This window comes from Thermoactinospora rubra (assembly GCF_002093975.1).
GTDB classification, from domain to species: Bacteria; Actinomycetota; Actinomycetes; order Streptosporangiales; family Streptosporangiaceae; genus Nonomuraea; species Nonomuraea rubra_A.
This window is the reverse complement of sequence record NZ_KZ084326.1, coordinates 233,941-259,986: the sequence shown is the minus strand read 5'-3', so window position 1 is coordinate 259,986 and position 26,046 is coordinate 233,941. Positions and strand designations below refer to the sequence as shown.

At 72.7% G+C, this 26,046-nt stretch carries 28 protein-coding genes; 12 read left to right on the top strand and 16 right to left on the bottom strand.

The genetic code is table 11. The features are described from left to right. Positions 1–10: 10 nt before the first annotated feature. Positions 11–1,837, bottom strand: coding sequence for an ABC transporter ATP-binding protein (locus BSB02_RS05550; protein ID WP_206184516.1), 1,827 nt, complete (start codon positions 1,835–1,837; stop codon positions 11–13). A 173-nt stretch (positions 1,838–2,010) separates the two neighbouring features. Between BSB02_RS05550 and BSB02_RS05545 the strand changes: the two genes are divergently transcribed. Beyond that, entirely contained in the window at positions 2,011–2,526 is a 516-nt protein-coding gene (locus BSB02_RS05545; protein WP_084957455.1) for an FBP domain-containing protein, read from the top strand. A 15-nt stretch (positions 2,527–2,541) separates the two neighbouring features. Here BSB02_RS05545 and BSB02_RS05540 read toward each other — a convergent pair whose 3' ends face one another. From BSB02_RS05540 to sigE, 4 genes are all read right to left on the bottom strand, one after another. Further along, positions 2,542–2,901, bottom strand: a complete 360-nt coding sequence (locus tag BSB02_RS05540) for a sec-independent translocase (RefSeq protein WP_084957453.1) — start codon at positions 2,899–2,901, stop codon at positions 2,542–2,544. Positions 2,902–2,965: 64 nt separating this feature from the next. Next, positions 2,966–4,603 carry a S1C family serine protease gene (locus BSB02_RS05535; RefSeq protein WP_158088558.1) on the bottom strand — a complete coding sequence of 546 codons (1,638 nt, stop codon included), beginning with the start codon at positions 4,601–4,603 and terminating at the stop codon, positions 2,966–2,968. Between the two features lie 99 nt (positions 4,604–4,702). Further along, on the bottom strand, positions 4,703–5,197 hold the full coding sequence (locus tag BSB02_RS05530) for an anti-sigma factor family protein (RefSeq protein WP_084957449.1): 495 nt from the start codon (positions 5,195–5,197) through the stop codon (positions 4,703–4,705). Between the two features lies 1 nt (position 5,198). After that, positions 5,199–5,813, bottom strand: coding sequence for an RNA polymerase sigma factor SigE (gene sigE / locus BSB02_RS05525; protein ID WP_084957447.1), 615 nt, complete (start codon positions 5,811–5,813; stop codon positions 5,199–5,201). Between the two features lie 159 nt (positions 5,814–5,972). Between sigE and BSB02_RS05520 the strand changes: the two genes are divergently transcribed. Continuing rightward, positions 5,973–6,611: an O-methyltransferase gene (locus BSB02_RS05520; protein WP_084957445.1), complete on the top strand. Its 639-nt coding sequence runs from the start codon at positions 5,973–5,975 to the stop codon at positions 6,609–6,611. An 18-nt stretch (positions 6,612–6,629) separates the two neighbouring features. Here the strand turns inward: BSB02_RS05520 and BSB02_RS05515 are convergent, their stop codons facing one another. Continuing rightward, the gene (locus BSB02_RS05515; protein ID WP_084957443.1) at positions 6,630–8,036 is read right to left on the bottom strand and encodes a leucyl aminopeptidase; all 1,407 of its coding nucleotides are present in this window, start codon (positions 8,034–8,036) and stop codon (positions 6,630–6,632) included. An 18-nt stretch (positions 8,037–8,054) separates the two neighbouring features. Next, positions 8,055–8,225, bottom strand: a complete 171-nt coding sequence (locus BSB02_RS05510) for a DUF3117 domain-containing protein (protein WP_084957441.1) — start codon at positions 8,223–8,225, stop codon at positions 8,055–8,057. Positions 8,226–8,405: 180 nt separating this feature from the next. Between BSB02_RS05510 and BSB02_RS05505 the strand changes: the two genes are divergently transcribed. Both BSB02_RS05505 and BSB02_RS05500 read left to right on the top strand, forming a co-directional pair. Further along, a complete protein-coding gene (locus BSB02_RS05505; RefSeq protein ID WP_084957620.1) occupies positions 8,406–9,176 on the top strand; it encodes a PaaX family transcriptional regulator in 771 nt (256 codons plus the stop codon). Further along, complete coding sequence (locus tag BSB02_RS05500; RefSeq protein ID WP_084957439.1) at positions 9,173–9,949, top strand: enoyl-CoA hydratase-related protein; 777 nt, start codon at positions 9,173–9,175, stop codon at positions 9,947–9,949. The genes BSB02_RS05505 and BSB02_RS05500 overlap by 4 nt, the downstream gene beginning before the upstream one ends. Here BSB02_RS05500 and BSB02_RS05495 read toward each other — a convergent pair. Continuing rightward, positions 9,946–10,488: a DNA-3-methyladenine glycosylase I gene (locus BSB02_RS05495; RefSeq protein ID WP_084957437.1), complete on the bottom strand. Its 543-nt coding sequence runs from the start codon at positions 10,486–10,488 to the stop codon at positions 9,946–9,948. The two genes, BSB02_RS05500 and BSB02_RS05495, sit on opposite strands and share 4 nt — an antisense overlap. Then, positions 10,485–11,201 (bottom strand): hypothetical protein, encoded by a 717-nt coding sequence (locus BSB02_RS05490; RefSeq protein WP_084957435.1) that lies wholly within the window; start codon positions 11,199–11,201, stop codon positions 10,485–10,487. The genes BSB02_RS05495 and BSB02_RS05490 overlap by 4 nt, the downstream gene beginning before the upstream one ends. Before the next feature lie 28 nt (positions 11,202–11,229). Here BSB02_RS05490 and BSB02_RS05485 point away from each other — a divergent pair, with 28 nt between their 5' ends. Further along, entirely contained in the window at positions 11,230–11,511 is a 282-nt protein-coding gene (locus BSB02_RS05485; protein WP_084957433.1) for a hypothetical protein, read from the top strand. Positions 11,512–11,516: 5 nt separating this feature from the next. Here BSB02_RS05485 and BSB02_RS05480 read toward each other — a convergent pair whose 3' ends face one another. The 4 genes from BSB02_RS05480 to BSB02_RS05465 all read right to left on the bottom strand — a co-directional run bounded on the left by BSB02_RS05480 (position 11,517) and on the right by BSB02_RS05465 (position 15,003). Beyond that, the gene (locus BSB02_RS05480; protein ID WP_084957431.1) at positions 11,517–12,101 is read right to left on the bottom strand and encodes an LOG family protein; all 585 of its coding nucleotides are present in this window, start codon (positions 12,099–12,101) and stop codon (positions 11,517–11,519) included. 11 nt (positions 12,102–12,112) lie between these two features. Continuing rightward, the gene (locus BSB02_RS05475; protein ID WP_084957429.1) at positions 12,113–12,907 is read right to left on the bottom strand and encodes an LOG family protein; all 795 of its coding nucleotides are present in this window, start codon (positions 12,905–12,907) and stop codon (positions 12,113–12,115) included. Between the two features lie 198 nt (positions 12,908–13,105). Next, a complete protein-coding gene (gene dapE, locus BSB02_RS05470; RefSeq protein ID WP_084957427.1) occupies positions 13,106–14,173 on the bottom strand; it encodes a succinyl-diaminopimelate desuccinylase in 1,068 nt (355 codons plus the stop codon). Further along, positions 14,170–15,003: a 2,3,4,5-tetrahydropyridine-2,6-dicarboxylate N-succinyltransferase gene (locus tag BSB02_RS05465; RefSeq protein ID WP_084957425.1), complete on the bottom strand. Its 834-nt coding sequence runs from the start codon at positions 15,001–15,003 to the stop codon at positions 14,170–14,172. Before BSB02_RS05465 ends, dapE begins: the two co-directional genes overlap by 4 nt. Before the next feature lie 54 nt (positions 15,004–15,057). On the opposite strand from BSB02_RS05465, the gene BSB02_RS05460 reads away from it, so the two are divergent. Continuing rightward, entirely contained in the window at positions 15,058–15,876 is an 819-nt protein-coding gene (locus tag BSB02_RS05460; protein ID WP_206184515.1) for a hypothetical protein, read from the top strand. A 20-nt stretch (positions 15,877–15,896) separates the two neighbouring features. Here BSB02_RS05460 and BSB02_RS05455 read toward each other — a convergent pair whose 3' ends face one another. The 3 genes from BSB02_RS05455 to fdxA form a co-directional block, all read right to left on the bottom strand. After that, positions 15,897–16,541 (bottom strand): DUF4178 domain-containing protein, encoded by a 645-nt coding sequence (locus BSB02_RS05455; RefSeq protein WP_084957423.1) that lies wholly within the window; start codon positions 16,539–16,541, stop codon positions 15,897–15,899. A gap of 11 nt (positions 16,542–16,552) precedes the next feature. Beyond that, on the bottom strand, positions 16,553–17,623 hold the full coding sequence (gene dapC, locus BSB02_RS05450) for a succinyldiaminopimelate transaminase (RefSeq protein ID WP_084957421.1): 1,071 nt from the start codon (positions 17,621–17,623) through the stop codon (positions 16,553–16,555). 67 nt (positions 17,624–17,690) lie between these two features. Beyond that, entirely contained in the window at positions 17,691–18,017 is a 327-nt protein-coding gene (fdxA, locus tag BSB02_RS05445; RefSeq protein WP_084957616.1) for a ferredoxin, read from the bottom strand. Positions 18,018–18,121: 104 nt separating this feature from the next. On the opposite strand from fdxA, the gene BSB02_RS05440 reads away from it, so the two are divergent. From BSB02_RS05440 to BSB02_RS05415, 6 genes are all read left to right on the top strand, one after another. Further along, a complete protein-coding gene (locus BSB02_RS05440; protein WP_084957419.1) occupies positions 18,122–18,349 on the top strand; it encodes a putative acetyltransferase in 228 nt (75 codons plus the stop codon). Between the two features lie 11 nt (positions 18,350–18,360). Beyond that, entirely contained in the window at positions 18,361–19,407 is a 1,047-nt protein-coding gene (locus BSB02_RS05435) for an ABC transporter substrate-binding protein (protein WP_240506198.1), read from the top strand. Positions 19,408–19,508: 101 nt separating this feature from the next. Further along, positions 19,509–20,285: a class I SAM-dependent methyltransferase gene (locus BSB02_RS05430; RefSeq protein ID WP_084957415.1), complete on the top strand. Its 777-nt coding sequence runs from the start codon at positions 19,509–19,511 to the stop codon at positions 20,283–20,285. Positions 20,286–20,397: 112 nt separating this feature from the next. After that, the gene (locus tag BSB02_RS05425) at positions 20,398–22,275 is read left to right on the top strand and encodes a hypothetical protein (RefSeq protein ID WP_084957413.1); all 1,878 of its coding nucleotides are present in this window, start codon (positions 20,398–20,400) and stop codon (positions 22,273–22,275) included. A 6-nt stretch (positions 22,276–22,281) separates the two neighbouring features. Further along, complete coding sequence (locus BSB02_RS05420; protein WP_084957411.1) at positions 22,282–24,144, top strand: UvrD-helicase domain-containing protein; 1,863 nt, start codon at positions 22,282–22,284, stop codon at positions 24,142–24,144. Positions 24,145–24,179: 35 nt separating this feature from the next. Continuing rightward, on the top strand, positions 24,180–26,036 hold the full coding sequence (locus BSB02_RS05415; protein WP_084957409.1) for a sigma factor-like helix-turn-helix DNA-binding protein: 1,857 nt from the start codon (positions 24,180–24,182) through the stop codon (positions 26,034–26,036). The last annotated feature ends 10 nt before the right edge of the window (positions 26,037–26,046 follow it).

Here is a 26,046-nt window from a genome sequence, read left to right as displayed (position 1 = left end):
GCCGGGCGGCTCACGGGATCCCATCACGCCCTCCCCTGACCGGCGGGGCCGGCGCGTAAGCCCTGGCCTGGAGTGCGTACATGCCCGCATAGACCCCGCCGAGCCGCATCAGCTCCTCGTGCGTGCCCGACTCCACGACGCGGCCTCGCCCCAGCACGTAGATCTGGTCGGCCCAGCGCACGCCGGCCAGCCGGTGGGTGATCATGACGACGGTGCGCTGGACGGCGTGGCGGCGGATGCTCTCGAAGATCGCGTGCTCGGCGCGCGCGTCCAGGGAGGCGGTGGGCTCGTCGCAGACGAGCAGGCGCGCGTCCCGGTAGAGGCCGCGGGCGACCGCGATGCGCTGCCGCTGGCCGCCGGACAGCTCCGTCCCGCCGCGGTAGGAGGGGTCCAGGAGGGTGTCCAGCCCGTACGGCAGGCGCCGCACGACCTCGTCGGCGCCCGAGGCGGCCAGGGCGGCCCCGGGATCGCGGTCGCCGCCCAGGGTGACGTTGTGGCCGGCGGTGAACGGCCAGCACGTGAAGTTCTGCGCGATCACCGCCACGTGGCGGCGGAGGGCTTCCCTGTCGATCTCCTCGACGCCCACGCCGCCCCAGCTGATCGTCCCCGAGTCCGGGACGTACAGGCCGGTGATGAGCTTGGCCAGCGTGGTCTTACCCGAGCCGTTCTCGCCGACGAGGGCGACGACCTGGCCGGGTGCGACATCGACGCTGACGCCGCGCAACGCCGGCTCGTCGCCGCCCGGGTAGGTGAAGGTGACGTCGCGCACGCTGATCCGGTCCAGGTCGTCCGGCGGTGCCGTACCGCCCAGAACCGGCACCCGTGCGGCCGCCCGCGTCAGGAAGTCGCGGTAGTCGGCGAAGTAGAGCCCGGCCTCGTAGGCTTCGCTGACGCCGTTGAGAAGGTCGCGGGTGGCGCCGGTGGCGCGCTGGACGGCGAGCGCCGCGGTCCCGGCCACGGCCAGCGGCACCTGGCCGGTCCACAGCAGCACGCCCAGCGCCAGGTAGACCAGGCCGGTGGCGGCGCCGCCCAGCGTGCCGCCCAGGATCTCGGCGAGCTGCTGCCTGCGTACGGCACGCAGTTCGAAGCCGACGATCCAGCGGGAGATGCGCCGGAACTCGCCGAGGAGGTAGGGGCGCATGCCGTAGGAGCGGATCTCGGCGGCGGGGCCGCGCTCGGTCATCAGCTTCTGAAGGGTCTCCTGCCTGCGCCTGGCAGCGGCGATGCCGGCGGTGACCTGGTAGCCGACGCGGGCGCCGCGCACCGTCGCCCACGTGCCCGGCACGGTGGCCAGCAGGATCGGCGGCAGCAACGCGGGGTGCAGCACGCCGAGGGCGCCCGACAGGGCCAGCAGGCCGCACAGGCCAGTGATCGTCGCCATCACCGCCCACAACAGCATCGCCGCACCGCGCTCCGACGCCTCGGAGGTGCGCTGGACCTGGTCGTGGAACTCGGGATCGTCGAACGCGGCCGGCTCGACCCGGGTGGTGAGGGCGACGATCTGAAGGTTCACGGCCTGGGTGACGAGCGGTTCGAGCCGCGCTCGCGCCCATTCCCCGGCCGCGCGGAAGGAGCCGCGCAGCACGGTCGCGACCACGACGGAGGCGAGCGAGGGCAGCGCCTGGCGCAGCCTGTCGGGTGTCGGCGCGGCGCTGAACAGCTCTTCCAGGACGTCGGTCGTCGCCAGGACCCCGAAGGTCGTGCAGATCTCACCGGCCAGCGTGGCGGCCAGCATGACCGCCGTGTCGGCCCTGCCGGCGCGCCAGGCGAGCGCGAGCGTGTCGCGCACGAGGGCGGACAGCCGCCGCAGCATCGTCACCAGCCCGGAGGCGACCACCTCGGCGTCGTGGGCCCACGACGCCTCCTCGTTCAGCTCGATGCCGTCGAGCGCGTCATGGGAGTCGGAGCCGGAGCGTCAATAAGGGATCATGGAATGCGACATGGGATCACGGTAAGCCCCGCCGTAAACCGTTTGCGACCATGCCGAGCGATTGCCTAGGTTCTCGGCTCATGCGTGCCATCAGCGAGAAGGAACTGCGCGACTCCTTCGTCAACTGCTCCAAGGGCGAGGCCCGCCGCCTCAGCCTGCCGCGTGACATGGCCCGGCTCCCCTGGGCCGACCTCGACTTCCTGGGCTGGCGCGACCCGGGCGCCCCGGAGCGGGCCTACCTGGTGGCCGAGCGGCACGGCGAGCCGGTCGGGCTGTCCCTGCGGCTGTCCACGGAGGTGCGCAGGAGCTTCTCCAAGTCGACCGTCTGCTCCATCTGCATCACCCCGCACCCGGGCATGGGCGTCGCCCTGTTCACCGCCGCCCGGGTCGGCGCGGCCGGCCGCCAGGGCAACACCGTGGGCGCCTACATCTGCGCCGACCTGGCCTGCTCGCTGTACGTGCGGGGGCTGAAGGCGCCCGAGGTGGGCATGCGGGTGGAGTCGCTGACCACCGAGGAGCGTGTGGCGCGGGTCGTCGCCAACCTGGATGCGTTCCTGGCCAAGGTGCTGGCGCCGTCCGGCGCCCGCGTCGGCTGAGCCGGGCGAGCAGCCTCAGGTGGCCTCGGAGTCGTAGGGCGGGATCTCCCCGTACCCCAGTTCTCCGCCGGGCGGCGCGGGCGCGGCCGGAACCGCGGCGGGGGCCGCCTCGGCAGGGCGGTTCCAGTCGTCCTCGACGTCATCCAGCAGGTGCTTGCGGACGAAGTGGCGGGGGTTGAGGTCCGCCGGGTCGAAGTTGGCGAACTCCGGTCCCAGCCCGGCACGCAGGTCCTCGCGCGCGCTGTTCGCCATCCGCCGCAGGTTGCGCAGGGTCCTGCCGGCCTGCGCGGCGGCCTGCGGCAGCTTGTCCGGGCCGAAGACGAGCAGCGCGATGACGATCAGCGCCACGATCTCCAACCAGCCGAGGTTCAGCACGCTTCAGCTCCCGCCGCAGTCCACCTGACACCGGACGGTTCCGGTCACTCCAGCCTAAGACAGGTTAGGAAGGAGATGGAGACGCGGCGGGATCCTCCTCGCCCATCACGGTGAGCGTGGCGGTCTTCTCCTGGCCGTCACGCTGGTACTTGATGGTGATCTTGGATCCGGGGGTCTTGCTGCGGATCAGCGCGATGAGCTCCTCGCTGTTCTGCAGACGCAGCCCGTCGACCTCCAGGATGACGTCACCCGGCTTGAGGCCGGCCTTGGCAGCGGGACCGCCCGCCTCGACCGGCTGGCGGCCCTGCTCGGGCGTGGTGGCGATGCGGACGCCCTGGCCGTTGTACTCGGGGTCGAGCACGATGCCGATGCGGGGCTTCTTGGCCTTGCCGTACTTGATGAGCTCCTCGGCGACGCGCCTGGCCTGGTTGCTGGGGATGGCGAAGCCCAGGCCGATGTTGCCGCCCTCGGCGGACGCCGAGCGGCCGAGGGTGGCGATGGCCGAGTTGACGCCGACGACCTCACCGTTGACGTTGACCAGGGGGCCGCCGGAGTTGCCGGGGTTGATGGCCGCGTCGGTCTGGATCGCGCTGATGTAGGCGACGTCCTCCGGCTGGCGGGCGCTCTCCTGGCCGGCGACCACGGGGCGGTTCAGCGAGCTGACGATGCCGGTGGTGACCGTGCCGGTGAGGCCCAGCGGGGAGCCGATCGCGATGACGGTGTCGCCGACGACGATCTGGTCGGAGTTGCCCAGCGGGATCTCGGGCGTGCCGAAGGTCTGCTCGGGCTTGACGACGGCGAGGTCGGAGCCGGGGTCGCGGCCGACGATGCGGCCCCCGGTGGTCTGGCGGTTGTTGTAGAGGATCTTGATCTCGCCGCCCGAGGCCGCCATCTCGACCACGTGGTTGTTCGTGACGATGTAGCCGCCCTTGATCAGGAAGCCGGAGCCGGTGGCGCCTTCGGTCCTGGTGCCGTTGCCCACCTCGAGGGAGACCACGCTGGGCAGGACGCGGGCGGCGACTCCCGCGATGGACTCCGGCGGCCGGCTCGTGGCGCCGGTCGGGATCGGGCCCAGGGTGTAGCTGGGGTCGGTGCCGGAGGAGTCGCGGGTGAGCAGGTACGTGCCCACGCTGCCGATCCCGCCCGCGACCAGGGAGATGATCACCGCCAGCGCGACGAGCACGCCCGTGGCGGGCGCGCCGCGGCCGGAGGCGGACGCCCCGGTGTGCGCGGGAGGCGGCGGGGCCCAGCCGGGCCCCATGCCGAGAGCGCGCTGCGGAGGCGGGGGCAGGGGTCCCGACATGGAACCGGGCATGCCACCCGGCATGCTCCCGGGCATGGCGCTCTGGCCACCGCTCGGCACACCACCGCCCGGCACACCACCGCCCGGCACGCCGCCGTAGCCCGGCGCGGCGCCGTACCCGGGCCTGGAATCGCCGTAAGAGGGACCTGAATCGCCGTAGCCGGGCCTGGAGTCACCGTAGGAGGAACCGGCATCGCCGTAGCCGGGCCCGGGATCGCCGTAGGAGGAACCGGACGGCGAGCCCAGGATCGCCGTGTCACCCGACCTGCCGGACGGGTCACCCCACCCACCGTCCTGAGCCGGGCGGAACTCCGGCCGCTCCTGCTGCTGTGTGGGCTCTTCCGACGACGGCGTGCGTCCTTCTTCGGGGCGCGTCTCGTCGGTCATGTAGGTCCTCACCACTCCTTGCTCGGCCACAGCCAATCTTGACGCCCGGGACATACGGGAGACGTAAACCGATCGTATGCCCCTGGGCATGCTGGCTGAGCCAGGGCCTGCCTACGGCACGCTCGTCTTGTGCACCTGCAGGTCGGCGGGCGGAGGCGTGGGGTCGGGATTGCCGACCGTGGCGAAGAAGGTGCCGATGGCGACCGCGGCGGACACGACACCGACCGCGACATAGGTACGGCGGCGCCTACGCCCAGGGCCAGAGCCGGCTCCCGAGTCGCGGCGCGGGCGGTTGTCCACCGGGGCCAGGGGGCCGATGCTCCGCGGCCCGGGCAGCGGCACCCCACCGAAGGTGCGTGCCGGAAAAGGGCGCTCCCTCGGGGGCAGCGGCCCGCCGGGCTCACCCATGCGCAGCAAGGACATCGTCAGGTCGGCCGGCGTCGGTGGACCGTCGAGCGAGCGCAGGCGCGACTTCAGCGCCCGCATCGACTCGACTTCACGGCGGCAGTCAGCGCAGAAGGTCAGATGGGCGAGCGCGCGTTCGCGCTCGACATGGCTCAGCTCACCGTCGACCAGAGCTGAAACGTTCTCTCCAAGATGCGACATTTCAGACTTCCTCCCCACGAGTTCCGATTGGCGGGGGGAGATGGCGGGGCGCGCGGTGCTCCAGCGCCTCCCGCAGTTGCGCCCTGCCACGGTGGATCCTGCTGCGGACCGTGCCCAGCTTCACGCCGAGCGTGGCCGCGATCTCCTCATAAGACAGGCCCTCGATGTCGCACAACACCACCGCGGCGCGGAACTCCGGAGCGAGCGCGTCGAGCGCGGCCTGGATGTCCGGCTCGAGGTGCGCGTCGTCGAACGCCTGGGCCGGCGAGGGCTCACGCCCGCGCAGCCGCTCGGCCGCGTCGTCGGCCAGTCCCTCGAACCGGATGCGCTGCCTGCGCCGCGCCATGTCGAGGAACAGGTTCGTCGTGATCCTGTGCAGCCAGCCCTCGAACGTGCCCGGCTGGTAGCTCGACAACGACCTGAAGACCCGGACGAAGACCTCCTGGGTGAGGTCCTCCGCGTCGTGGACGTTGCCGGTCAGCCGGTAGGCCAATCGGTATACGCGCGCGGAATGCTCACGCACGACCTCCTCCCAGGTAGGAGGAGTCCACTCGGACACCTGGTGGTCGCTCGCGTCCACCAGCACTCCTCTCTCTGGGACCACCGCTACCGCCATAGTGCCTGGTTTCGTCCCTTCGTGCGCACTGCCGCCTTGAGGACCGGCAAAGCCCGTTTAAACCTGCAACGCCGCGAGGCGTACGTGAGTTCCCGTCCCGGCGCGTCTCCCCTAGGCTGCGATCGGTGATTAAACGCCCCAAACGGAGGGAGGAGGCCGATGACCAGCCCGGTAGAGGCCACTTTGGCCTATGCGGAGTCGTTCGTAGCGGAGGACGACATTCTGCGCGCGGCCCGGCAGCGCGGCCTGGAGATGGGCGCCGTGCCGATCCTTCCGGGCGGTGGCGCGGCGCTGTGCTTCATCGCCACCGCCGTCAACGCCAGGGCGGTGGTGGAGATCGGCACGGGCTGCGGCGTCTCCGGGCTTTGGCTGCTGCGCGGCATGCGCCCCGACGGGACGCTGACGAGCGTGGACATCGAGCTGGAGCACCAGCGCCTGGCCAAGCAGGCCTTCGCCGAGGCGGGCTTTTCCGGCAGCCGGATCCGGCTGATCACGGGCCGCGCCCTGGACGTGCTGCCGCGCCTGTCGGACGGCGGCTACGACCTGGTCTTCGCCGACGCGGCCAAGCAGGAGTACGCCGACTACCTCAGCGAGGCGATCCGGCTGCTGCGTGTGGGCGGCGTGGTCGCCTTCGACAACGCGCTGTGGCACCACCGCGTGGCCGACCCCACCCAGCGCGACCCCGACACGGTGGCGGTGCGCGAGCTGGGCAAGCTGGTGCAGGCCGACGAGCGGCTGCGCCCGGTGCTGCTGCCGGTGGGCGACGGCCTGCTCGCCGCCGTCAAGATCGCCTCCTGATCGCCTCCCGACGGAGGGTCAGGTACGGCTGAGCCAGTCGAGCAGCAACCGCACCCCGAACCCGGTCGCCCCCTTCGACAGCACGCCCTCGTCGACCGTGCTGCGCCCGACACCCGCGATGTCGAGATGCGCCCAGGGCCGCCCGCCCGCGAACTCCCGCAGGAACAGCGCGGCCGTGATGGACCCCGCCCCGAACCTCGCGCCCTGCTCGACGTTGGCCAGGTCGGCGATCGACGACTCCAGCGCCGGCGTGTAGTCCTCGATCAGCGGCATGCGCCACAGCCGGTCGTCGCTGGCCGCGCCGGACTCGATGAGCTCCTTGGCCAGCACGTCGTCGGTGGAGTAGACGGCTCCGACGTTGCGCCCCAGCGCGACCGTGATGGCTCCGGTCAGCGTGGCGATGTCGACGATCGCGTCGGGATCGAGCCGGGCGTCGGCGTAGGCCATGGCGTCGGCCAGCACGAGCCGTCCCTCGGCGTCGGTGTTGAGCACCTCGACGGTCTTGCCGCCGTAGATCCTGATGACGTCGCTGGGCCGCTGCGCCGTACCGGAGGGCATGTTCTCGGCGGCGGCGACGAGGCCGGTCACCCGGACCCGGGCGCCCAGCCGGGCGAGCGCGCCCATGACCGCGATGACGACGGCGCCGCCCGCCATGTCGGTCTTCTGGAACTTCATGTTGTCGGTCGGCTTGAGGGACAGGCCGCCCGAGTCGAAGGTGATGCCCTTGCCGACCAGCACCACGTGCTTGTCGTAGGAGCCGGGCTCGTAGGACAGCTGGATGAGCCGGGGCGGCCTGGCCGAGCCGCGGCCCACGGCCACGATGCCGCCGAAGCCCTCGGCCTGCAGCGCCTCCTCGTCCCACACGCGGACGGGCAGCCCCTGCTCGGCGGCCCGGTCGGCGAGCCAGGCGGGGGTCTTCACCGACGAGGGGGTGTTGGCCAGGTCGCGGGCCAGGGCGACCGCGCGGGCGACGGTCTCGCCTCGGCGCACGGCGTCGTGCGCCGCCCCGGCGAACGTCAGCTCGCGCACGGGCTTCTTGCCCTCCGCGGACCCGATCTTGAAGTGGTAGGCCGCCAGCAGCGCGGCCTCGGCGAAGGCGGCCGCGTCGCCCTCGGGCAGCACGACGGTCAGGGACCGGCGGCCCTTCACCCGTCGGACCAGCGCCGCGGCCGCCCGGCGCAGCGCCTTCGGGGAGCCGTCGCCCACGCCGTACAGCAGGATCCTGCCGACGCCCGCTTCTCGCGCGACGGGCACCTCGACGATCTCGCCGGCCTCGCCCTTGGCTTCGTAGTGAGCGAGCAGGTCGGCCGGCGGCAACGGCAGGTCTTCGACGTCGGGGCGCAGCTCGCTGGTGTAGGGCACCGCGAGCAGCTCGGCGTCGGCTGGCGCCGCGGCGGCCACGGACACGCTGGTCTCGATAGGCATGCTGAGGCTGATCGTGGGCTAGCCGCCGACGACGTTCTTCAGCGCCTCACCCAGCGCCTTTGCCTCGTCCGCCGAGATCTCCACGACGAGCCGACCGCCACCCTCCAGCGGAACGCGCATGACAATGCCGCGCCCTTCCTTGGTGACCTCGAGCGGACCGTCGCCGGTCCGCGGCTTCATCGCCGCCATGCGTGCATCCCTTCCTGCCTGGGGCCACCGCGGACCGGTCATGCCGGCCTCCCGGGTCGGTGCCCGACGCATTCACGTCTTCTGTGATGTCCTATTCTCCCGCATCCAGGGCCCTGATGGGTAACGATCTCCTCCCAGAATGCGTTGTCGATGGTCGCGAAGGCATACAAACTGGTCTTCGTGAACGCACGCAGCGCGCTGTTCGACCTCTACGGAGACCATCTGCGGTCCCGTGGCGGGCGAGCCTCGGTGGCCGCGCTCGTGCGGCTGCTGGCTCCCCTCGACATCGCCGCACCCGCCGTGCGCACGGCGGTTTCGCGCATGGTCAGGCAGGGCTGGCTGACCCCCGTCCGGCTGCCCCAGGGGCCCGGCTACGCGCTGACCGCCAAGGGCGTTACCCGCTTGGACGAGGCCGCGCGGAGAATTTACCGATCGGGCTCGCCGCCCTGGTCGGGACGGTGGCACCTGGTCGTCCTGCAGCCGGTGCGCGACCGGACGCGCCGCGAGCGGCTCCGCTCCGACCTGGCCTTCCTGGGGTACGCGCCGCTGTCGGACACCACGTGGCTGGGTCCGCGCCCCTCCCCCGAGCTGGAGGGGCTGCTGGACGGCCTGCGCGTGGACCGCTTCCACGCCGAGCTGGAGGGCGACCCGCGCGAGCTGGTGGCGCGGGCGTGGGACCTCGCGTCGATCGGCCAGGCCTACGAGCAGTGGCTGGCCGAGGCCGAGGCGCTGGTGGGCGCGCTGCCCGAGGACGCCTCCGACGACGAGGTGTTCGCCACCCGCAGCAGGCTGGTCCACGGGTGGCGCAACTTCCTGTTTCGTGACCCCGGCCTGCCGCACGAGCTGCTCCCGGCGGGGTGGCCGGGCGAGAAGGCGCGGGCATACTTCGAGCACGAGGCGGCCCGCCTGCTGCCCGCCGCCGCCGCCTTCGTAGAGAGGGAGCTGCAGTGATCCGCTATGACGTCGCCGACGCCGTCGCCACCGTCACCCTGGACCGCCCGGAGGCGATGAACTCACTCACCGCGCCGATGAAGAAGGCCCTGCTCGACGCCCTGGCCAGGGCGGCCACCGAGCCGTCGGTCCGCGCGGTGCTGCTGACCGGCTCGGGCAAGGCGTTCTGCGCCGGGCAGGACCTGCGCGAGCACGCCGACAACCTCGAGCACGGGCGCGGCCTGGCCAACACGGTCCGCGTGCACTACAACCCGATCGTCGAGCTGATCACCACGATGGACAAGCCCGTCGTCGCCGCGGTGAACGGCGTGGCGGCCGGCGCGGGCGCCTCCCTGGCCTTCGCCTGTGACCTGCGGGTGGCCACCGAGAAGGCGCGCTTCGCCATGGCGTTCTCCGCGATCGGCCTCGCGCCCGACTCCGGCGCCTCGTGGACGCTGCAGCGCCTGGTCGGCCCGGCCCGCGCCGCCGAGATGCTGCTGCTGGGCGAGCAGCTGGACGCCGCCCGGGCGCTGGAGCTGGGCGTGGTCACGCGCGTGGTCCCCGCCGAGGACCTGCTCAAGACCGCCCACGAGCTCGCCGTACGGCTGGCGCAGGGCCCGACCAAGGCGTACGCGGCCACCCGGCGGGCGCTGCACTACGCGGCCACCCACACGCTGGAGGAGGCCCTGGCGATGGAGGCCGAGCTGCAGGACGCCTGCGCCGCGACCGAGGACCACCTCAACGCCACGCGGGCCTTCCTGGCCAAGCAGACGCCGGTCTTCAAGGGCCACTAGCGGGCGACGCACCCCTCGATGTGGTCGTTGACGATGCCGATGGCCTGCATCAGCGCGTAGGCGGTGGTCGGGCCGACGAAGACGAAGCCGTGCCGCTTCAGCTCCTTGGCCAGCGCCTTGGAGGCGGGCGTGGACGCCGGGACGTCGGCCATGGTCCTGGGCGCCGGCGCGTCGGGGTCGTGGTAGCGCCAGACCAGGTCCGACAGGCCGCCGGGCAGGTCGAGGGCGGCCCTGGCGTTGGTGATCGCGGCGAGGATCTTGGCGCGGTTGCGCACGATCCCCTCGTCGGCGAGCAGGCGCTCGACGTCGCGCTCGGTGTAGGCGGCCACCTTGGGGATGGAGAAGCCGTCGAAAGCGCGTCGGAAGTTCTCGCGCTTGCGCAGGATCGTCAGCCAGGACAGGCCCGACTGGAAGGCCTCCAGGGTCACGCGCTCGAAGACGCGGTCGTCGCCGCGGACCGGGCGGCCCCACTCCTCGTCGTGGTAGGCGACGTAGATCGGGGGCATGACGCCCCAGTCGCAGCGGACGACCTCGCTCACCGCTGCTCGTCCACCTTGTCCCTGTCGTCGTCCCTGTCGTCGTCCCTGCCGTCGTCCCTGCCGTCGGCGCTGCCGTCCGCCCTGCCCTGCTCGCCGGCCTCGTCCGCGCCTGTGCCGTCCGAGTCCTTGCTGTCGGTGCTGCCGTCGTTCCCGTCGCCGGCCTTGCCGTCCGCCTCCTCCAGGTGGTCGCTCGGCGCCTCGTCGTCCGCCCGCTCCCGAGGCTTCCGGGAGGCGGGCTCCTCGGCGTCGGCGGGCAGGCGCGGCCGGACGATCGCCTCGCCGTACGGGTCGAGCCTCGTGGCCGCGGGCGCCGCCTCGGTCTCGGCGAGCACCAGCGCGCTCTCCGGCGGGCGCGGCTCGTGTTGCGTGCGCAGGCCGGCGCCGGGGGCCGCGTGCACCTCCTGGCGGGCCTGCAGCCTGCTGGCCAGCAGCTCGGAGACCCGCTGCTCCAGCACGGCGATCCTGGTGTCGCGGGCGCTGATGGCGCTGGCGGCGCGCCGCAGCGTCTCGTCCACCGACTGCGTGTGGTAGCCGACGAGGTTGACCGGCAGCTGCAGCGCCATGAAGTCCACCGCCGACAGCTGGCTCGGCTCGGGCAGGTTGAGCGGCGGCACGTCCGGCGGGAACTCGGTCAGCTCACCGCCCTTGCCCAGCGAGACCAGCACGACGCACACCAGCACGGCCACTGCGGCGATGGCGAGTACGACCAGCACACTGGAATCGTACTCGTACGATCGACGCATGAGGCCCGTAGTCGTCAGCCCCGGCGCACCCGTGGATCCCGCCTGGACCCCCGCGCGGTCGCCCGCTGACGTGGCCGAGCTGGCCGCCCGCGGCGCGACCCCGCTGGTCGTGCTGCCCGCCGAGCTCGACGCCGCGCTCGCCGCCGCGGCCGTGCACCGCTGGCACGGCGCCGCGGTGTTCGTGACCGAGCACGCCGAGGAGGTACGGCTGGCGCTGGACATGACCGACTCCCTGGCCGGTCGCCGCCCTCCGGCGCTGGCGCGGCGCGGACTGGCCTGACGCGCTCAGCCCCCGGCCTCGCCGACCTCCCCCGCGCTCGGCTCCAGGTGCACCGTGCCGCTCTCCAGCAGGTGGAACGCCTCGTCCACCGAGGAGGTCCACGAGATCGCGTCGAACACGTTGGCCCGCGTGAACCCGCTCTCGTAGAGGTCGTCGATCAGCTTGCGCAGGGGGTCGAACAGGCCCCACGGGTCCAGGACCACCAGCGGCCGGTCGTGGAGGCCGAGCACGCGGGAGCTCCAGATCTCGAAGAGCTCCTCCAGCGTGCCGATGCCGCCCGGCAGCACCAGGAAGGCGTCGGAGCGCGCGTCCATGATCCCCTTGCGCTCCCGCATGTCGGCCGTGACGATCAGCTCGTCGGAGTCGCGGTCGGCGATCTCGATGTCCACCAGCGTCTGCGGGATCACGCCGATGGTCCGCCCGCCCGCGGCCCGCGCCGCCCGCGTGACGGCGCCCATGCACGAGACGGTGGCGCCGCCGCTGACGAGCGTGTGGCCGCGCCGGGCGAGCCGGTCGCCGACCTCCTCGGCCAGCTTCACGTATTTCCGGTCGATCTTCTCGCTGGAGGAGCAATAGACACAGACATTCACGAAACAGGAGCCTATTGCGGCTCGGCGTCCTGGGCGGCGGCCGCCTCCGCCTCCTCCGCGAGCTGCCGCGACCGTGCCCGGTCGGCCTCCACGATGATGCTCACCGCCTCCTCGACGTCGTCGGTGAGGTGGATGAGGTCCATGTCCTCCGGTGCGATCTTGCCGGTGTCCAGCAGCGAGCTCTTGATCCACTCCAGCATCCCGCCCCAGAACTCCGTGCCCATCAGCACCACGGGGAAGGACGTGACCTTGCGCGTCTGGACCAGCGTGAGCGCCTCGAACAGCTCGTCCAGCGTGCCGAAGCCGCCCGGCAGCGCGATGAAGCCGCAGGAGTACTTCACGAACATGGTCTTGCGGACGAAGAAGTAGCGGAACTCGATGCCGAGGTCCACGTAGTCGTTCATGCGCTGCTCGAAGGGCAGCTCGATGCCCAGCCCCACGGAGATGCCGCCGGCCTCCGACGCGCCGCGGTTGCCCGCCTCCATGATGCCGGGGCCGCCGCCGGTGATGACCGCGTAACCGGCTCGGGCCAGCGCCGCGCCCAGGTCCCTGGCCATGTCGTAGTCCGGCGTGCCCTCCTTGGTCCTGGCGGATCCGAACACCGAGACCGCGGGGGGAAGCTCGGCGAGCTGGCCGAAGCCCTCGACGAACTCCGCCTGGATGCGCATCACGCGCCACGGGTCCATGTGGACCCAGTCGGCGGGCCCCTGGCGGGCGAGCAGACGCTGGTCGTGAGTGGAGGAGGGGACGAGCCTGCCGCGGACCACGGCCTGTCCCTGACGGCGTTCCCGACGCTTGTTTGGCATATCGGCCACGCTAATGCCCTGCTCCATGACTGGTGCGCTTACCGGCGAGGCCGTGTCCAAACTCGCCGGGCACGGCCCGGAAAAATCTTGGAAGAAGCGCGGAACCGGATTTCGAGAGCCGTGCGTCTAAGGACCGAGGGTGCTGCTCGGGACTGAAAGTGGCTCTCCCCGCCAAATGGCCGGCGAGGAGAGCCACTTTCACTTTGCGGGGCCCGTCAGCCAGGCGACCATCGCCCGCTCGGCGGCCACGACCTGCTGGAGCGAGACGTGCTCCTCCCGCTGGTGGGCCAGGTTCGGGTCGCCGGGGCCGTAGTTGACCGCCGGCACGCCCAGCTCGGCGAAGCGCGCCACGTCCGTCCAGCCCAGCTTGGCCCTGGGGGCGCCGCCGACGGCCGCCGCGAACGCCGCCGCCACCGGATGGGTCAGCCCCGGCCGGGCCGCGGGCGCCCCGTCGGTGAAGGCGACCCGGTAGCCGTCGAAGACCTCCAGCACGTGCTCGCGGGCCTGCTCCAGCGACAGATCCGGGGCGAAGCGGTAGTTCACGGTGACGACGCACTCGTCGGGGATCACGTTCCCGGCCACCCCGCCGCGGATCCCCACCGCGTTGAGCCCCTCGTGGTACTGCAGGCCGTCGACCACCGGGCGGCGCGGCTCGTAGGAGGTGAGGCGGTTCAGCACCTCGGCCGCGCCGTGGATGGCGTTGACCCCGAACCACGACCTGGCGCTGTGGGCGCGCTTGCCGGGCACGGTGATCTCGGCGCGCAGCGTGCCCTGGCAGCCGCCCTCGATCACGCCGTCGGTCGGCTCCATGAGCACGGCGAAGTCGGCGGCGAGCCAGTCGGGGTGCTCCTTGGCGATGCGGTTCAGCCCGTTGCGCTCGGCTTCGACCTCTTCGCAGTCGTAGAAGACGTAGGTGACGTCCTTGGACGGATATTTCAGGGCGTGGGCGAGCTTGAGCGCCACGGCGACGCCCGCCTTCATGTCCGAGGCGCCGCAGCCGTACAGCAGGTCGCCCACCACGCGGCTGGGCAGGTTGCCCGCGACGGGCACGGTGTCCAGGTGCCCGGCGATCAGCACGCGGTCGGGCCGCCCCAGCTCGGTGCGGGCCACGATCGTCTCGCCCGAGCGCGCCACGCTCAGGTGCGGCAGCGTCCGCAGCGCCGCCTCCACGGCGTCGGCCAGCGCCTTCTCGTTCCCGCTCACCGACTCGACGTCGACGATGGCCGCGGTCAGCGTGCGCACGTCTTGGGACAGTTCGAGCTTCACGTGTTCACCCCGTGCTCGCGCAGGACGTCGTTGAGCGCCGCCTTGTCGTGCCGCTGGCCGGGCTCCAGGCGCTTGAGCACCAGGACGCACGGCAGGCCGTACGTGCCGCCGGGGAACTGCTTCTGCCGCGTGCCGCCGACGGCCACGCACCAGTCGGGGATCCTGCCCCGGCCGAGCTCTTCGCCGGTCTGCACGTCGATCACCGGCATGGAGGCCGACAGGATCGTGCCCGCGCCGACCACCGCGCCGCGGCCCACCCGCGCGCCCTCCACGATCATGGCGCGGCTGCCGATCAGCGCGTCGTCCTCGATCACGACGGGCACCGCGTTCGGCGGCTCCAGCACGCCGCCGACGCCCACGCCGCCCGACAGGTGCACGTTGCTGCCGACCTGGGCGCACGACCCGACCGTGGCCCACGTGTCGACCATGGTCCCCTCGCCGACGTAGGCGCCGATGTTGGTGAACGACGGCATGAGCACCACGCCGGGCGCCAGGTACGACCCCCAGCGCGCGATCGCTCCCGGAACCACGCGGACCCCTTCGAACCTGGTTTTCAGTGGAATCCGGTCATGGTGCTGGAAATCCCCCACCTGCGACCTGGCCATGCCGAGGACCTTGAAGCTGAGCAGGATCGCCCTCTTGGCGCGCTCGTCCACGACGACCTCGCCGTCGTCGGCGACGAAGGCCACCCGGGCCTTGCCCGCGTCGAGCAGGTCGACGGCGCCGACCACGACGCCACGGGCCGCCGAGTCTCCGGGGGACAGCTCCGCGCGGCGTTCCCACAGCTCGTCGACGGCCGCCGGGAGGGGGCTGGCGTACCTGTTGCTCATGGGCAGGGAGCTTATCCGCCTCACGCCGCGCGAGACGGCGGTAGGTTCTTCAGAGTGCGGCTGCGTCTGTCTCGATCCGTCGTCACCATCGTGGCCGTCGTCGTCGTGCTCGCGGTGGCCATCAGCGTGCTGCTGTACAACCTGCTGAGGAAGGTCGAGCCGTTCACGACCGAGGCCGCGGGATGCACCGTCAAGACCCCGCTCGGCGAGCGCGCCCTCGAGGTCGAGCAGGCGCAGATCGCGGCGACCATCGCCGCCGTGGCGGCCCGCCGCCGCCTGCCCGAGCGGGCCGTCGTCATCGCCTACGCCACGGCCATCCAGGAGTCCAAGCTCTACAACCTCGACTACGGCGACCGCGACTCGCTGGGCGTGTTCCAGCAGCGTCCCTCCCAGGGCTGGGGGACGCGCAAGCAGATCATGGACCCGGTCTACGCGACGAACCGCTTCTTCGCCGAGCTGGTGAAGGTGAAGAACTACCGCAAGCTGCCCATCGAGGAGGCCGCGCAGGCGGTCCAGCGGTCGGCCGGCGGCTACGCCTACGCCGACCACGAGGAGGACGCCCGCATCCTGGCCGCCGCCTTCACCGGCCGGGTGCCCAGGGCCGTGCACTGCGTCTACCCGCCGCCGGCCACCCCCTCCCCCACGCGCTCGCCCGAGACCGAGCGCGCCCGGCGCGACCTGGTCAGGGCGCTGGGCGACACCTCGGTCAGCTCGCCCAGGCGCGGGTGGCTGATGGCCGCGTGGTGGGTGGCACACGCCGACAAGTACGGCCTGCGCCGCGTGACGTTCGGCGGCGCGACCTGGTCGGCGCATCCGGGCACGTGGACGGACAGCTCCGGCGGCGCCCAGGGGACCGACCTGGCCCTGTCGTGAAGGCCCGGGGTCGGGAAAGCTCAGGAGGCCCGGCTGAGCAGCGAGATCGAGCCGGGCGGGAGGGGGTGGGCGTAGCTGGCGGTCCACGGGCCGCCCTGGACGCGGCTGAAGGACAGCAGGCGGCCGTCGGAGGCGCGGTAGTCGGCGAAGTCCATCAGGCCGCGCTCGGGGGCGCCGGTCTCGCCCTCGGACTTGAACGCGGCCGTGCCGCGCTCGATGGGGAAGAACTCCACACCCTCCATGATCAGCATGCTCTTGGCGGGCACCATGCCCTGGGTCGGCACCTCGGTCCACATGAGGACCTCCAGGTGCGGCGGGTCGCCGGAGGCCAGGCCCTGCCGTACCTCCACCGAGACCCACTGGCGGCGGCGCAGGGCGTCCTCGACCAGGTACTCGGTCCACTGCTGGCCCTGCCAGGAGATGTGCATCGCGCCCCTGACCCGCCAGGGCGCGCCGTGGATCTCGATGAGGTCGCCGACCTTGATCGTGCGCGGGTCGATGTAGTCAGGCACCGGCGCGGCCACCGGCTTCTCGGCGGGAGGGGATTTGGCCGGCCGGGGCGCGCGGCCCTTCCTGTCCTGGCGCATGGTCGCGACGAAGGCGCCGAGCAGCAGGACCACCGTGGCGATGCTGAGCCCGAGTACGACCATGGAGGACGTGCTCATGCCGGGGCATCCTATAGGAGCCTGGTGACCGCCGCATCGATGCGCTCGTCCGTGGCCGTCAGGGCGATCCGGATGTGCCTGCTGCCTGCGGTTCCGTAGAAATCACCCGGCGCGGCCAAAATGCCGATTTCGGCGAGCTGGCGCACCTGCTCCCAGCAGTCCGCCCCGTTGGTGGCCCACAGGTACAGCCCCGCCACCGAGTGCTCGATCTGCCAGCCGGCCTTCTCCAGGGCGGGCCGCAGCTTCGCCCGGCGGGCGGCGTAGCGGGCGCGCTGCTCCTCGGCGTGCGCGTCGTCGTCGAGCGCGGCCGCCATGGCGGCCTGCACCGGCGCCGGCATCAGCATGCCGCCGTGCTTGCGGATCTCCAGCAGCCGCTTGACCAGCAGCGGGTCGCCGGTGACGAACCCGGCCCGGTAGCCGGCCAGGTTGGACCGCTTGGACAGCGAGTGGACGGCCAGCAGGCCCTCGTGGGAGCCGCCGCAGACGTCGGGATGGAGGATGGAGACCGGCTGCTCCTCCCAGCCGAGCTCGATGTAGCACTCGTCGGAGGCCACCACGGCGCCGCGCTCGCGCGCCCAGGCGACGACCTTGCGCAGGTGCTCCACCGGCAGCACGCGGCCGGTCGGGTTGGACGGCGAGTTCACCCACACCAGGTCCACCCGCTCGGGTCCCAGCGCCAGCAGCCCGTCGGCGGCCGTGCCGCGTGCGCCGGCCAGCCGCGCGCCCACGTCGTAGGTGGGGTAGGCCAGCTCGGGGAAGACCACGTGCGTGGCGCCCAGATAGGTCGGCAGCCAGGCGACGAACTCCTTGGAGCCGATCAGCGGGAGCACGTCGGCCCGGTCGACGCCCACCCCGTGACGGCGCAGCAGCCAGCTCGCGGCGGCGGCGCGGAGCTCCCTGGTGCCGTGCGTCAGCGGGTAGCCGGGGCTGTCGGCGGCCCGCGCCAGCGCCTCCTGGACGGCGGGCGGCACCGGGTCGACGGGCGTGCCGACGGACAGGTCGACCATGCCGCCGGGGTGCTCCCTGGCGCGCTCCTTGTACGGCTCCAGCCGGTCCCACGGGAAGTCGGGCAGCTTGTTCACGCGGCTCCTCCGCGGCACGCCTCAGCTCCGGGCCCGCCAAGGGCGACCCGGCCGGCGCGCCCGCTCGTCAGTGGTCCGCCTCCTGCGGCGGGAGAGCGGCCACGATCGGGTGATCCCTGTCGATCTTACCGACCTTGGAAGCGCCTCCCGGCGAGCCGAGCTCGTCGAAGAACTCCACGTTGGCCTTGTAGAAGTCCTTCCACTGCTCGGGCAGGTCGTCTTCGTAGAAGATGGCCTCAACCGGGCAGACGGGCTCGCAAGCGCCGCAGTCCACGCACTCGTCGGGGTGGATGTAAAGCATGCGCTCGCCCTCGTAGATGCAATCGACAGGGCATTCCTCGATGCACGCCTTGTCCAGCACGTCCACGCAAGGCTGCGCGATGACGTAGGTCACCTCGAGCTCCTTCACGACTCCGACCGCGGTTTGCTACGCCCTAGTATTGCCGCGCCCGCCGATGAGCGGAAACGCAGGGGGTGAAAAGCAGGGGGTGAAAACTCGTGGCCGGTCGCCTCGTCGTCGCGATAACGCCCGCCGACGTCGGGTCCCGGGTGACCACCAGGAGGCGCGTGCCCGGCGGCTTCAGCGACGCGGTGGGCGTGCTGGAGTCGTGGGAGGGCGACGTGCTGCGCGTGCGCAAGCGCGACGGGACGCTCGTGGAGATCACGCGGGACACGCTGGTCGCGGCCAAGGTCGTGCCTCCTCGACCTGGGCGTGATCAACGATAAGTATTCGATATGTGACTAAGCGTAGAACACTGCTTCTCGCCCTGGCCCTGGCGGCCGGCTGCGGCTCGCCGAGCGCGGTGGACGAGTCCATGCCCGCCGTCGACGTCCACGCCGCCTCGCTGAAGGACGGCTTTTCGACCATGGAGCGGCTGGCCGCGGCCGCGAAGAAGGAAGGGCAGCTCAACGTCATCGGCCTGCCCCGCGACTGGGTGAACTACGGCGAGATCGTCGACACCTTCTCCGACCGGTACGGTATCAAGGTCAACGAGCTGGAGCCCACCGCGAGCAGCCGGCGGCAGATCGAGGCCGCCCAGGAGCTGGAGCCGGACGTCTTCGAGCTGACGCTGGACGTGGCCGTCGCCAACGCGGCACGGTTCGCGCCCTACCGGGTCCAGGGCTGGCAGGACCTGCCCGACGAGGTCAAGCAGCCCGACGGGGCCTGGTACGCCGCCTACGGCGGCTACATGTCCATCGGCTACGACCCGCGCAGGGTCCCGGCGCCCTCCTCCTTCGCCGACCTGGCCAAGCCCGGCTACACCGTGGGCCTGCCGGGCGACCCGGTGCGCGAGGCGTCGGGCTTCTACGCGGTGATGGCCGCCTCGATGCGCGACGGGATGCCCGAGCCCGTCAGGGGCGTGGAGCTGTTCGCCCGGCTGAAGGACCGGCTGACCAAGACCACGGCGGCCAACACGGTGCTGGACTGGGACCACGTGAACGCCGCGCGCGCCGCACGTGCCCCGGAGGCGTGGCGGGTGACGATCCCGCGTGAGGCCGCGCTGGGCGCCTATCACGTGCAGGCGATCAACAAGAACGCCCCGCACCCGGCCGCGGCCCGGCTGTGGGAGGAGTTCCTCTTCTCCGACGAGGGCCAGAACCTGCTCCAGAAGGGCTTCGCCCGCCCGGCGCGCGCCGAGGCGATGCTGATGAAGGGCAGCCTCGACACCGCGCAGGCGGCCAAGCTGCCCGCCGCGCCCGGCCCGCCGGTCCTCCTCACGATCCCGCAGATCGACCGCGCCAAGAGCTATCTGAAACGGCAATGGGGCAAGGCGATTGCCTGAATAGGCACAAAGTCACAGTTGTGACTGATATGCCGTAGAGACATTCAAGCTCTACAGTGAGGCGACAGGGGGTCCACGTCTCAGAATGTGAGCTGATTGTCTTGCGTTACGACACACCGAGTCTGACGCGGTGGAACAGTCGCGCCTACGACAGCAGTTTCGGATACGTCTCGGCCAAGGGCGCGCCCCTGGTCGAACTGCTCGACCCGCAGCCCGGCGAGCGGGTGCTCGACCTGGGCTGCGGCACGGGGGTGCTGACCGCGGAGATCGCGTCGCGGGGAGCCCGGGTGCTGGGCATCGACGGCTCCCCCGCGATGATCGAGAAGGCCCTGGCCCAGTTCCCCGGCATCGACTTCATCGTCGGCGACGGCCACGACTTCACCGTGGTCGAGGGCTACGACGCCGTCTTCTCCAACGCCGCGCTGCACTGGATGAGCCGCGACCCGGAGCGGGTGATCGAGAACGTGCGCGAGGCGCTGCTGCCGGGCGGCCGGTTCGTGGCCGAGATGGGCGGCGCGGGCAACTGCGCGGAGCTGACCGCCGCGATGTCCACGGCGTGGCGCGAGTACGGCCTGCCCGAGCCCGGCCTCCCCTGGTACTTCCCCTCCCCCGCCGAGTACGCCGGGCGCCTGGAGAAGCACGGCTTCGTCGTCCGGCTCCTGGAGTACTTCGACCGCCCCACCCCGCTCGACGAGTGCCCGGGCGGCGCCGCCGACTGGGTGCGCATGTTCGCCGCCAACCTGCTCGAAGGACTCCCGCCCGACCTGGTGGACCCGCTGCTCAGGCGCGTGAACGAGCTGGCCGCGCCGGCCCTGCGGCGCGAGACCGGATGGATGGCCGACTACGTGCGCCTACGCTTCGCCGCCGTCCGGCGCTGATCCGTAGTGCGGGATGCACGTGGGTGTTTTGCCAGACTATGGTCTGTTCCGTTGGCGGCAAGAGTACGGCTGCGCCGCGACGGCGGTGTGAGGGGCTGGTGAACGGAACGGGATGAAATTCTGCCTGAGTGACCTCGTACCACCGCTGAGGTGGAGCGACACGTCCACGATCACGCTCCTCACCTCGCACCCCGACCTGCCCGACGCCTGGTGGCGCTCGCTGCCCATGCCTCAGGTCCTGGCCGCCATCGGCCCGGAGTCGCTGGGCGAGCTGCTGACCGAGATCGCCCTCGAGCACTGGCCGGCAGCCGCCGTCGGCGACGTGCTGCCCGCGCTGCACGTGCTGGACCCCGAGGAGGCCGACGAGCCGCACGTGGCGATCGCGCTCGACCGCGCGGGCTCCTGGCAGGGGCTGCTCAACATGACCGCGCGCGAGCTGGCGGACCAGCCGTTCGTGCAGGCCCGGCCGGTGATCGCCACCCTGTTCTCGGCCGCCCTGGTACGGCTGGCCCCGGCCATCCGCGAACCGGCCGCCCGGCGGGCGGAGGCGGCTCCCGCCCAGGCTCCGGTGGCGGCCGAGGCCGCTTCCGCGCACGACGCCGCAGACGAGGCCGCCGCGGCGCCGGTCCCGGCGGCGGCCGAGGCCGGTGGACCGGCTCCCGAGGAAGCCGAGCCGGCCGCGGAGGCTCCCGCGGCCGGGGCTCCACCCGTGGAGGCTCCCGCGGCCGAGGCTCCACCCGCGAAGGCTCCTGTGGCGGCCGAGGCTCCGGCTGTAGAGGCCCCTGCGGCGGCCGAGGCGGCTCCCGCGCCGCAGCCCGCCACCCCTGAGCCCGCCGCCCCCGAGCCCGCCGCGGCCGCCCCCCAGCCTGCAGCGCCGCGGCCCGCTCCGGCCGTGCCGGAGGCCCCCGCTCCCCAGCCGGAGCCCGTCGAGGCGCCCCAGCCCGCGCCCGTGGTGGAACCGCCGCCCGCCCCCGTGCCGCCGCCACCCGTGCCGCCGGCCGTCCCGCCCCGCCACCCCCTCCACGAGCTGGTGGAAGCCGCCTTCGCCGGGCTGGACGACAAGACCTGGGCCGTGGCCCAGAACCGCGTCTTCACCGACGAGCCGTCCGCCCTCGACCAGCTGGCCAAGCTCTTCGCCGTGCCCCCGGCCGAGATGGAGGCCATCGAGGCCGGGTTGCGCGCCCGCCTGCAGCAGTGGCTCGCCTCGCCGCAGGCCGAGCCGTACCGCAGGCACCTGGACCACCTGCGCGCCACGCTCGGGCCCGCGCCGTCCAAGGAGCAGCTCATCGGCGCGGACGAGTGGCACAAGTGGGAGGTCCGCCCGCTGGAGGTGCCCGCCTGGCACTTCGTCCTGGCCTCGCTGAAGGCCCAGGCCGAGGCTCCCGTTCCCGCCGCCGCCCAGGCGCCGGTCCAGGCGCCCGCGCAGGCGCCGAGCCCGCCGGCCCCCGCCGAGGAGCCGCAGGGCAGGCCGTACCAGGCGCTCAAGGACGTCTCGCTGACCAAGCGGTGCTTCCGCCAGCCCGACGGCCGGTGGTGGCTGCGCGTGGACGTGACCAAGGAGCAGCTGGAGGGCGGGGAGTGCCCGCTGCCCACCGGGTTCGCCGCCTACCTGGGGCTCCACCCCGGCGAGAGCCGCACGGTGCGCAGCGCCGCGGGCGAGCTGACGATGAGCTGGCACGCGCGCCCGGCGCTGGAGCCGATGGACCGCCTGCTGGCCGACGTGGGCGCCAAGGAGGGCGGGCACCTGTTCCTGACCCTGTCCGACGAGGGCGTGCTCAGGGCGCGTCACCTGCCCGCGGCCTCCGAGGGCGCCGAGCCGATCACCAAGGCCCTGCGCCTGGTCGGCTACACGGCTCCCGGCGGCACGCTCGACCAGGCCGCCCGGGTGATCGCCACCAGGATCGGGATGACCGGCCCGGTGAGCCTGCCCGACCTGCAGTCCAGGCTCCGCGAGCGCGGCGACCGCGATCTGCTCGCCCTGCTGGGCTGATCGGCCATGCCGCGCCTCGCGATCGGCCCCGACTTCCCTCCGGCGCTCGCCGCGCTGGCGCCGGGGGTGCGCAAGGAGGTGCTGGTCGCGCTGCGCCGTTTCCTGGCCAACGCCGCGGGCGCCCCGCACCCCGAGCGGGTGCGCGGCGGCCGTGACCCGCGCGTCGCCACGCTGCGGCTGGCCGAGGGCCACCGGGGCGTCGCCGTACGGCAGCGCGAGGTCTACTGGCTGGTCGCGCTGCTGCCCGAGCCCGAGGCGTGGGAGTTCGCGCTGCGGCGCCGCTACGGCGTGAACCCGGTCATCGGCGTGGTCGAGGAGTGGGACGCCGAGGCGTTAGAGCGCGTGGAGCCCGCGTTGCGCAGGTCGGCGGGCGCCTCGCGGCTGTTCGACCCGATCTGCGACGGCGACCTGCTCGCCCTCGGCCTGGACGTGCGCATCCTGCCCCTGGTCCGGCACATCACCACCGAGGCCGACGTGGAGGCGGTCGAGCCGTACCTGCCGCCCACGCAGTACCGCCCGCTGGCCGTGCTGGCGCGCGGCGGGACCATGGCCGAGGCGTGGCTGGAGCTGGAGGACTGCAGGGCCGTCGACGAGCCCGACCCTCCCGGCTACCCCGGGCACGGCGTGGATGTCGACGACCTGCACGCCGCCCTGCTGCGCAGCCCTGACCGGGCGGCGTTCGTGCGCGACGCCGACGAGCTGGACCGCGTGCTGCAGGCGCCCGGCTGGTGCGTCTTCCTGCACCCGCCGCAGCACCGCCTGGCCCGCGCGGCGCGCTACGACCATCCGGTGCTCGTCACCGGCGGCGTGGGCACCGGCAAGACCCTCATCGCCCTGCACCGGGCCGCCCACCTGGCCGCGCACGGCTCGGGACCCGTGCTGCTGGCGACCTTCTCCCAGGGGCTGCGCGAGGAGCTGACCAGGCGGCTCGACACGCTGGTGGAGGACGCGGTCGTCCGCAAGCGCATCGACGTGGACAACCCCGACCACCTGGCCATGCGCATCGTGGCCGACGCCGAGGGGCGGCAGCCGCCGCTGGTCGGGCCGGGCGCCCGGACCCTCGCCGAGGTGACCGAGGAGGCCGTGCGCCTGCTCGGCACGCCCGTCGGCGACCTGCTCGACGGCGTGGGCCAGACCCGCAGGCCGTACCGGCACGTCGTGGTGGACGAGGCGCAGGACCTCAGCCCGGCGCAGTGGGAGCTGCTGCGCGCGGCGGTGCCGCGCGCCCCCGACGACCTGTTCATCGTCGGCGACCCCCACCAGCGCGTCACCGACCACCGGGTCACACTGGAGTCCGTCGGCATCCACGCGGTGCAGCACACGCTCCGCATGTCCTACCGGCTGCCGCAGGAGCTGCTGTCCTTCGGCGTGCGGCTGCGCGGCGGCGGCCCGGCCGACGGGCTGGTCAAGGGCGTGGCCAGCCTGTACGGCCTGCGGTCGGCGTGGCACGGCGAGCGTCCGGTGGTGCGCGCCTACGACTCGCCCGAGGCCGAGCTCGCTGGGCTGGCCAGGACCGTCGAGGCGTGGCTGGCCGAGGGGGTGCCGCCCGGGCGGATCGCCGTGGCGGCCCGCACCGCGTCGCTGGCCAGGGCCGGGCGCGAGGCGCTGCGCGGCCACGACGTGCTGGTGACGACCTTCCACGGGCTCAAGGGGCTGGAGTTCGAGCGCGTCGCGCTCTTCGCGGTGGCGGAGGGCGTCGTCCCGGATCCCGGCTCGCTCGCGGGCGCGGACAGCCCGAGTGTCCGCGCGCGCGTGCTGCAGCGTGAGCGTAGCGTGCTGTACGTGGCCTGTACCCGTGCCCGGTCGTTGCTTTACCTCTCCCATTCCGGGAGAGCCAGCCCATTCCTGGCCAGTCATCACATACTCTGAACTGCGGATATCTCTCCCATGCCGGTTGGATCCCGATGAACCTCAGTCTGAGCGACCTCGCACCGCCGGTGCGCTGGACCTCCCCTGGCCAGATCGCGCCGATCGCGGAAGACGCCGACCTGCCCGCGGCATGGTGGCAGGCGGTCCCCTTCGACCGGGCGTGCGCCATCGTGGGCACGCAGCGGGTGGCCGGCCACCTGGCCGACCTGGCCGTCGCCTGCTGGGGCCACCTCGCGCTGGGCGACATCCTGCCGCTGCTGCGCCTGTCGGACCCGGCCGAGAGCGAGCGCACTCCCGAGTCGCTCGGCAAGGATGTGGTGGAGAAGCTGTTCCTCGGCGTCTTCGAGCGGCTGCTGGAGCCCGCCGACCAGGCCGCCCAGGTGCGGGCCGCGCATCCGGAGCGGCCGCTGCCGGAGCTGATCGACCTGCTCTTCGTCGACCTCGACGAGCGCCAGCGGGCGATCGCCCGCGACCGGCTCTACGCGGCGCAGCGGGCGACGCTGGACGAGCTGGCGCAGCGCTTCAACGTCACCCGGGAGCGCATCCGGCAGATCGAGCGCGACCTGCGCGACCACGTCGAAGCCTGGCTGGCAGGTCCCGAGGCCGCGCCCCTGGTGGGGCACGTCGCCTGGCTGCGGGGGCGGCTCGGCTCCGCCGTACCGGCCGACGACCTGGCCGCGATCGTGCCCTGGCACCACGACGAGCTCAAGACGCTGGGCATCCCCGCCTGGCGGTTCGTGCGCACCCTGCTCAGCGGCTACGAGCAGGCCGACGGCTGGCTCGTCGCGGGCGGGGCCGACGAGCTGCGGGAGAAGACGCGCCAGCTGTTCTCCGACGGGCCGCGCCCGCTGGAGGAGGCGGTCACCATGGTGGCGCAGCTCGGGGTCCGCGAGGACGTCGCCGAACGGTGGATCCGCTCCGTGCCGCAGCTGCGGATCCTGGAGAACTACGTGGTGCCCTGGCCGCGGAGCATCAACGAGAAGGCCGAGGCCGTGCTGGCGATCTCCGGCGATCCGATGACGCCCGAGGAGATCCAGGAGCGCATCGGCGAGGACTACAGCCTCGTGGGCATCCGCAACCAGCTCACCGCCGACGACCGCTTCCTGCGGGTGGACCGCAACAAGTACGGCCTGGCCAGATGGGGCGGCGAGGAGTACCTCGGCATCAGGGAGATGATCGCCCGCGAGATCGAGCGGGCCGGGGGCGAGGCGCCGATCTCGGCCATCGTGGCGAACCTGACCTCGCGCTACGACGTGAGCGAGAGCTCGGTGCGGGCGTACGCCGGGGGGCCGGGGTTCGAGCGCACGCAGCGCGGGTGGGTCCGCGTGGCGGGCAGCTCGCCGCCGGGGTCCGGTCCGGCCGAGCCGTACCAGCCGCGCAAGGACGTCTCCGAGACGCGGCGCTGCTTCCGCTCCCGCGACGGGCGGTGGTGGCACCGCGTGGACGTCAACGCCGAGCACCTGCGCGGGTCGGGGTCGCCGCTGCCCACGGGGTTCGCGGCCTACCTCGGGATGGCGCCGGGCGGGTCGCTCACGGCCTCGGCGCCGTCCGGGGACGTGGTGATCAGCTGGCACAACCAGCCGACGATGGGGTCGATCCGCAACGTGCTGGCGGAGTTCAAGGCGGCCGAGGGGGACCACGTGTTCCTGACCGTCTCGGACGGGGGCGAGCTGCTGACGCGGTACCTGCCCGCGGCCCCTCCCGAGCTGCCGCCGCTCAACCGGGCGCTGCACCTGATCGGGTACACGGCTCCGGTGCAGTCGGAGGCCGAGGGCCTGCGGCTGATCGGGGCCCGCATCGGGCTGCCGGAGACGGCCTCGCGGGAGGAGGTCCTGGCCCGCCTGCGCGAGCGCGGCGACCGCGACATCCTCACCTTCCTGGGCGCCGAGTAACCCTCCGCCG